6 protein-coding genes and 2 pseudogenes are annotated in these 6,649 nt (G+C 70.8%); 6 read left to right on the top strand and 2 right to left on the bottom strand.

All coding sequences use genetic code 11. From position 1 onward, the window contains the following. Together ACWCSD_RS44605 and ACWCSD_RS44600 are read right to left on the bottom strand one after the other, a co-directional pair. Nucleotides 1-358 (bottom strand): annotated as a pseudogene (locus tag ACWCSD_RS44605) (nitronate monooxygenase); the annotation flags it as partial. Between the two features lie 67 nt (nucleotides 359-425). Continuing rightward, the gene (locus ACWCSD_RS44600; protein ID WP_387666688.1) at nucleotides 426-1,088 is read right to left on the bottom strand and encodes a DapH/DapD/GlmU-related protein; all 663 of its coding nucleotides are present in this window, start codon (nucleotides 1,086-1,088) and stop codon (nucleotides 426-428) included. 131 nt (nucleotides 1,089-1,219) lie between these two features. Here ACWCSD_RS44600 and ACWCSD_RS44595 point away from each other — a divergent pair, with 131 nt between their 5' ends. From ACWCSD_RS44595 to ACWCSD_RS44570, 6 genes and pseudogenes are all read left to right on the top strand, one after another. After that, nucleotides 1,220-2,884 (top strand): CTP synthase, encoded by a 1,665-nt coding sequence (locus ACWCSD_RS44595; protein ID WP_358293745.1) that lies wholly within the window; start codon nucleotides 1,220-1,222, stop codon nucleotides 2,882-2,884. Beyond that, nucleotides 2,881-3,492 (top strand): NUDIX domain-containing protein, encoded by a 612-nt coding sequence (locus ACWCSD_RS44590; protein ID WP_397166184.1) that lies wholly within the window; start codon nucleotides 2,881-2,883, stop codon nucleotides 3,490-3,492. Before ACWCSD_RS44595 ends, ACWCSD_RS44590 begins: the two co-directional genes overlap by 4 nt. A 15-nt stretch (nucleotides 3,493-3,507) precedes the next feature. Then, nucleotides 3,508-4,413, top strand: coding sequence for a site-specific tyrosine recombinase XerD (locus ACWCSD_RS44585; protein WP_352358212.1), 906 nt, complete (start codon nucleotides 3,508-3,510; stop codon nucleotides 4,411-4,413). 123 nt (nucleotides 4,414-4,536) lie between these two features. Continuing rightward, nucleotides 4,537-5,472 carry a ParA family protein gene (locus ACWCSD_RS44580; protein ID WP_387645452.1) on the top strand — a complete coding sequence of 312 codons (936 nt, stop codon included), beginning with the start codon at nucleotides 4,537-4,539 and terminating at the stop codon, nucleotides 5,470-5,472. After that, nucleotides 5,469-6,290: a segregation and condensation protein A gene (locus ACWCSD_RS44575; RefSeq protein ID WP_397166186.1), complete on the top strand. Its 822-nt coding sequence runs from the start codon at nucleotides 5,469-5,471 to the stop codon at nucleotides 6,288-6,290. The genes ACWCSD_RS44580 and ACWCSD_RS44575 overlap by 4 nt, the downstream gene beginning before the upstream one ends. Beyond that, a pseudogene (locus ACWCSD_RS44570) lies at nucleotides 6,283-6,649 on the top strand (hypothetical protein); the annotation flags it as partial. The gene ACWCSD_RS44575 and the pseudogene ACWCSD_RS44570, both read left to right, overlap by 8 nt.

Raw genomic sequence — 6,649 nt, 5'->3', positions numbered from 1 at the left:
CGAACTCGTCGGCCACCGCGCTCAGGGGCTGCGGCGGCGCGTTCACGCCGTACTTGGCCAGCAGGTGGGCGACGAAGTCGCGGTGGCGGTCGGGCACGAAGTCCAGCAGGTGGGCCCGCAGGTCGAGCGCCGAGGCGTCGATCCGGCCGGGGACGAGCACGTCCACCCCGTACGGCCGCCCGCCCACGCGCTCGTCGATCCAGGTCAGCTCGGCGTCCAGCCGCTCCGGCGAGTACGCGACGGCCCCCAGCACCCCGAACCCGCCCGCGTTCGTGACCGCGGCCACCACGTCGCGGCAGTGGCTGAAGGCGAACAACGGGAACTCGACGCCCAGGCGCTCACAGATGGCGGTCCGCATGCACCGACGCTAACCTCCAGAAGCTTGTTCGGTCCATCCCCGTTCCCGGGTCAGCGCGTGCCGGACCTCAGGACGGCCCGGCCTGCCCGTCGAGCGCCAGGGCGATCGCGGCGGCCGCCTCGGCGGCGCCGGGGGCGTGCCAGCCGAGCTCCGGCGTGTACCCGCGGACGCGCTTGGCGGGCACCCCGGCGACCACGCTGTGGTCGGGGAACTCGCCGCGCACCACCGCGCCGCCCGCCACCACGCACTGCCGCCCGAGGACCGTGCCCGGCAGGATGATCGCGCCCGTGCCGAGCCAGGACCCGGCGCCGATCGAGACCGGGCTGTTGCGCGGCCACTGCCGCCCGATCGGCGTCTCGGGGTCGTCGTAGACGTGGTTCTGGTCGGTGATGTAGACGTACGGGCCGGTGAAGACGTGGTCGCCGATGTCGATCGACTGGTGGGCCACGATGTGCGAGCCCCTGCCGATCGAGCACGAGCCGCCGATCCGCAGGATCGAGTCCGGGCCGAGCTCGACGCCCGGCCACATGCCGCAGGAGATCGACACGCGCTCGCCGATCAGCGTGTGCTCGCCGATCTCGATCCACCGCTCGCCGAAGATCGCCCCCGGCGGGAAGGCGATGCTGACTCCCTCGCCGATCCGGCGGAAACGGTAACCCGCCGTGGAGTCCGGGGAGATCGCCCCGGCGTGGCGGATCGCCGCGTACGCACGGTGAATCAGTGCGCCCATGGCCCGGCGTACTAGTGACATAGGGCCCAAAGTTACCGCTAGGTCATGCCGTTCGGGCATGTGAGGGGCGTTGTTTGATATCCTGAGAGCCCGTGGACACTTCGGCCACCATTCGAGCCACGGGAGCCCCTTTGCGCAGCGCATCGCAAACCAAGCATCTGTTCGTCACCGGCGGTGTCGCCTCCAGTCTCGGCAAGGGGCTCACGGCCTCCAGCCTCGGCCGGCTGCTCAAGGGGCGCGGTCTCCGGGTCACCATGCAGAAGCTCGACCCTTACCTCAACGTCGACCCCGGCACGATGAACCCGTTCCAGCACGGCGAGGTCTTCGTCACCGACGACGGCTCCGAGACCGACCTCGACGTCGGCCACTACGAGCGGTTCCTCGACACCGACCTGCACGGCTCGGCCAACGTCACCACCGGCCAGGTCTACTCCAACGTCATCGCCAAGGAGCGGCGCGGCGAATACCTGGGCGACACCGTCCAGGTCATCCCGCACATCACCAACGAGATCAAGGACCGCATCCGGGGCATGGCCGGCCCCGACGTCGACGTCGTGATCACCGAGGTCGGCGGCACGGTCGGCGACATCGAGTCGCTGCCGTTCCTGGAGGCCGTCCGCCAGATCCGGCACGAGGTCGGCCGCGACAACGTCTTCTTCCTGCACGTGTCGCTGCTGCCCTACATCGGCCCGTCCGGCGAGCTGAAGACCAAGCCGACCCAGCACAGCGTGGCCGCGCTGCGCAGCATCGGCATCCAGCCCGACGCGATCGTGCTGCGCTCCGACCGTCCGGTCCAGACGGCGATCAAGCGCAAGATCAGCCTCATGTGCGACGTCGACGAGGACGCCGTCGTCTCGGCCGTCGACGCCGCCTCCATCTACGACATCCCCAAGGTGCTGCACGCCGAGGGCCTCGACGCCTACGTCGTGCGCCGCCTCGGCCTGCCCTTCCGCGACGTCGACTGGAAGGAGTGGGAGCAGCTCCTGCGCCGCGTGCACCGCCCGGCCAAGGAGGTCACGATCGCGCTGGTCGGCAAGTACATCGACCTGCCCGACGCGTACCTGTCGGTCACCGAGGCGCTGCGCGCCGGCGGTTTCGCCAACGACGCGCGGGTCAACATCCGCTGGGTCAAGAGCGACGACTGCGAGACCCCCGAGGGCGCCGAGCGCGAGCTCGACGGCGTCGACGGCGTGCTGATCCCCGGCGGGTTCGGCGTGCGCGGCATCGAGGGCAAGATCGGCGCCATCCGGCACGCCCGCGAGGGCCGGATCCCGCTGCTCGGCATCTGCCTCGGCATGCAGGGCATGGTCATCGAGGCGGCCCGCAACATGGCCGGCATCGAGGACGCCAACTCCGCCGAGTTCGACCCCGACACCAAGCACGCGGTCATCTCCACCATGGCCGACCAGGAGGACGTCGTCGCCGGCGAGCGCGACATGGGCGGCACCATGCGGCTCGGCAGCTACACCGCCAAGCTCGGCGAGGGCACCCTGGCCAGGCAGCTCTACGGCGGCAAGGCCAAGGCCGACGAGCGCCACCGTCACAGGTACGAGGTCAACAACGCCTACCGCGAGCGCCTGGAGAACGTCGGCCTGGTCTTCTCCGGCCTGTCGCCCGACGGCCGCCTGGTGGAGTACACCGAGCTGCCCGTCGACGTGCACCCGTTCTTCATCGGCACGCAGGCGCACCCCGAGTTCCGCTCCCGTCCCACCCGGGCCAACCCGATGTTCAAGGGCCTCATCGGCGCCGCCCTGACCTACGCCGACAGCCGCGTGACCACCAAGGTCGGCAAGTGAACGTTCAGGACACGCCCGAGGCGTGGGACGTCGTCGCGTCCAAGGAGCACTTCCAGGGCTACGTGATCAAGGTCGTCACCGACACGGTCAGGATGCCCCAGGACGAGGTCGCCGACCGCGACTACGTCGTCCACCCCGGCTCGGTCGCCGTGCTCGCGCTCGACGACCACGACCGCGTCCTGATGATCAGGCAGTACCGCCACCCCACCCGGCAGCTCATGTGGGAGCTGCCGGCCGGCATCCGCGACGTGGCGGGCGAACCGCTCGCCGACACCGCGGCCCGCGAGCTCGCCGAGGAGTCCGGTTACCGCGCCGACACCTGGCACACCCTGGTCGACCTGCGCTCCTCTCCCGGCATGACCGACGAGCGGATCAGGGTCTTCCTCGCCCGCGGCCTGAGCAGGATCCCCGACGAGGAGAACACCTTCGTCCACCGGCACGAGGAGATCGGCATGCCGGTCGAATGGGTGCCGCTGTCCGACGCGGTCGAGAAGGCGCTCATGGGAATGATCCACAATTCCCCGGCCGTGGCCGGTATCCTCGCCGCATATGCGGCTTCGGTTGAGGGATTCGCCCTGTTGCGCCCCGCCGACGCCCCGGAGGCGTGACGGAAGGACCATGTCGTGGAGGCGGTGCTCTCCAGCTACCTCGCCCATCTGGCGGTGGAGCGGGGCCTGGCTGCCAACACGCTCGCGTCCTACCGCCGTGACCTGCGGCGATACTTCGAACATCTGCAGGCGCGCGGGCGGCTGAAGCTCGACGAGGTGGGGGAGGCCGACGTCCAGGCCTTCCTCGCCGCGTTGCGCGAGGGCGACCGGGAACATCCCGCCCTCGTGGCCAGCTCGGCCGCGCGGGCCGTCTCGGCCGTACGGGGGCTTCACCGGTTCGCCCTGCGCGAAGGCGTCACGGCCCACGACCCCGCCCACGAGGTACGCCCGCCGCGCCAGCTTCGCAGGCTGCCCAAGGCGATCGCCGTCGACGAGGTCGAACGCCTCATCGCCGCCTCCGGCCCCGACGGCGCCCCGCTCACCCTGCGCAACCGCGCCCTGCTGGAGGTCCTGTACGGCACCGGCGCCCGCATCTCCGAAGCCGTCGGCCTGGCCGTGGACGACCTCGAACCCGACCAGGTGCGACTGCGCGGCAAGGGCGGCCGCACCCGCGTCGTCCCGCTCGGCCGCTACGCCCGCTCGGCGCTCGACGCCTACCTCGTCCGCGCCAGGCCCGGCCTGCTGGCCCACGGCCGCGGCACCCCCGGGGTCTTCCTCAACGCCCGCGGCGGCCGGCTGACCAGGCAGGGAGCCTGGGAAGTGCTCCAGGCCGCGGCCGAACGCGCCGGCCTGGCCGGCATCAGCCCGCACGTCCTGCGCCACTCCTTCGCCACCCACCTGCTCGACGGCGGCGCGGACGTCCGGGTGGTCCAGGAGCTGCTCGGTCACGCCTCCGTCACCACCACGCAGGTCTACACCCTGGTGACGGTCGACAAACTCCGCGAGGTCTACGCCGCGGCGCACCCGCGCGCCCGGCAGTGATCTATAGTCTTTTGCGCGTGCGCGGTGCCCCGGCGTGCCGCCTTGCCGCGTTTAGTGGTGACGCCATAGTGTCCGTCCGGACGGTCCGGTTCGGGATCGTCAGGGAGGTTCGAGCTGGTGACTGTGACGACCAAGGGTTCGACCCCGGGGACCCCCGACAACCCCTGGGGTGACACCAAGACCAACGCGCCTTCCAACGGCGTCAACCTGGGCCCCACCCAGCGCCCGCGACCGGTGTTCCCTGAACCGGTCCCGCCGCAGGTGCACGGCCCGGCGCGAGTGGTCGCGATGGTCAACCAGAAGGGCGGCGTCGGCAAGACGACCACCACCATCAACCTGGGCGCGGCGCTGGTCGAGTGCGGGCTGAAGGTGCTGCTGGTCGACTTCGACCCGCAGGGCGCGCTCTCGGTCGGCCTGGGCATCAACCCGCTCCAGCTCGACCTGACCGTCTACAACCTGCTGATGGACCGCGGCGTCACCGCCGAGGACGTCCTGCTGGAGACCGGCGTCGAGGGCCTCGACCTGCTGCCCAGCAACATCGACCTGTCGGCCGCCGAAGTGCAGCTCGTCACCGAGGTCGCCCGCGAGCAGGTGCTCGGCCGGGTGATCAAGCCGCTGCTGCCGCACTACGACGTCTGCCTCATCGACTGCCAGCCGTCGCTCGGCCTGCTCACCATCAACGCGCTGACCTGCGCCCACGGCGTCATGGTGCCGCTGGAGTGCGAGTTCTTCGCCCTGCGCGGCGTGGCGCTGCTCATGGACACCATCTCCAAGGTCCAGGAGCGGCTCAACGAAGACCTCGAGATCGAGGGCCTGCTCGCCACCATGTACGACGCCCGTACCCTGCACGGCCGCGAGGTGCTGGCCCGCGTGGTGGAGGCGTTCGGCGACAAGGTGTTCCACACGGTGATCAACCGTACGGTCCGCTTCCCCGACGCCACCGTCGCCGGCGAGCCGATCACCACCTTCGATCCGTCGTCCCTCGGCGCCAACGCCTACCGCGAACTGGCCCGCGAGGTGCTCTCGCGCTGGCCGGCTCCTGCGACAATGGCCAGGTGACCGCAGAGCAGACCGAGGCCCCCCAAGGCTTCCAGGTACACCTGGACGTCTTCGAAGGCCCCTTCGACCTGCTCCTCGGCCTGATCGCCAAGCACAAGCTCGACATCACCGAGGTCTCGCTCTCCAAGGTCACCGACGAGTTCATCGCCTACATCCGGTCCAAGGGCCCGGAGTGGGACCTCGACCAGACCAGCCACTTCCTGCTGGTCGCGGCCACGCTGCTCGACCTGAAGGCGGCCCGGCTGCTGCCGTCCGGCGAGGTGGAGGACGAAGAGGACCTCGCCCTCCTGGAGGCCAGAGACCTGCTGTTCGCCCGGCTGCTGCAGTACAAGGCGTACAAGGAGGTCGCGAAGGTCTTCGCGGGGCGGATGGCCGAGGAGAGCCTGCGCTTCCCCCGCACGGTGTCGCTGGAGCCGCAGTTCGCCAACCTGCTGCCCGAGCTCATCCTCGGCATCGGGCCCGAGCAGCTCGCCCGCATCGCGGCCAAGGCGTTCACCCCGAAACTGCCGCCCACCGTCAGCGTCGGCCACATCTACCAGCCGCTGGCCAGCGTCAAGGAGCAGGCGGCCATCCTGGTCATGCACCTGCGCAGGCTGCGCCGGGCCACCTTCCGCGCGCTGACGGCCGACTGCGAGGGCACCTTCCAGGTCATCGCCCGCTTCCTGGCCGTGCTGGAGCTGTTCCGAGAGTCCGCGGTGACGTTCGAGCAGGTCGAGGCGCTGGGAGAGCTCCACGTCACCTGGACGGGCGCCGACGACGGCGACGTCGCGGTGGGGGACGACTACGAGGAATCCGCGGAGAAACCATCGAATGACTGACAACCCCAACCCCCTGCCGGGCCCCCGCAAGGCCCCCGACTCGGGGTCGCCGCTGCCCGCCTGGATGACGCTCCCGGGCTCCCTCGTCCAGCCGTCCTCGCCGGAGGAGGCGTCCGCCCTGCCCGCCGGCCCCGAAGTGCCGGTCGCGCCGCCGAAGCCCTCCCCGTCGCCCGAGTCGCCGTCCCCTGAGTCGCCGTCGCCCGAGTCGTCCTTCACCGAGTCGCCTTCCGCGGGCCCCGAGCGGCCCGTGGACACCGCCGCTGACCTGGAGGAAGAGCAGCAGGGCCCGGAGGAGGGCGTTCGGGCGGAAGGGCCCGTTCTTGAGGCGGCCCTGGAGGCCATCCTGATGGTCGTCGACG

It is taken from the genome of Nonomuraea sp. NPDC001684 (genome assembly GCF_053596515.1).
The sequence above is the reverse complement of the archived record's forward strand: the minus strand, read 5'-3'. Positions and strand labels throughout refer to the sequence as shown.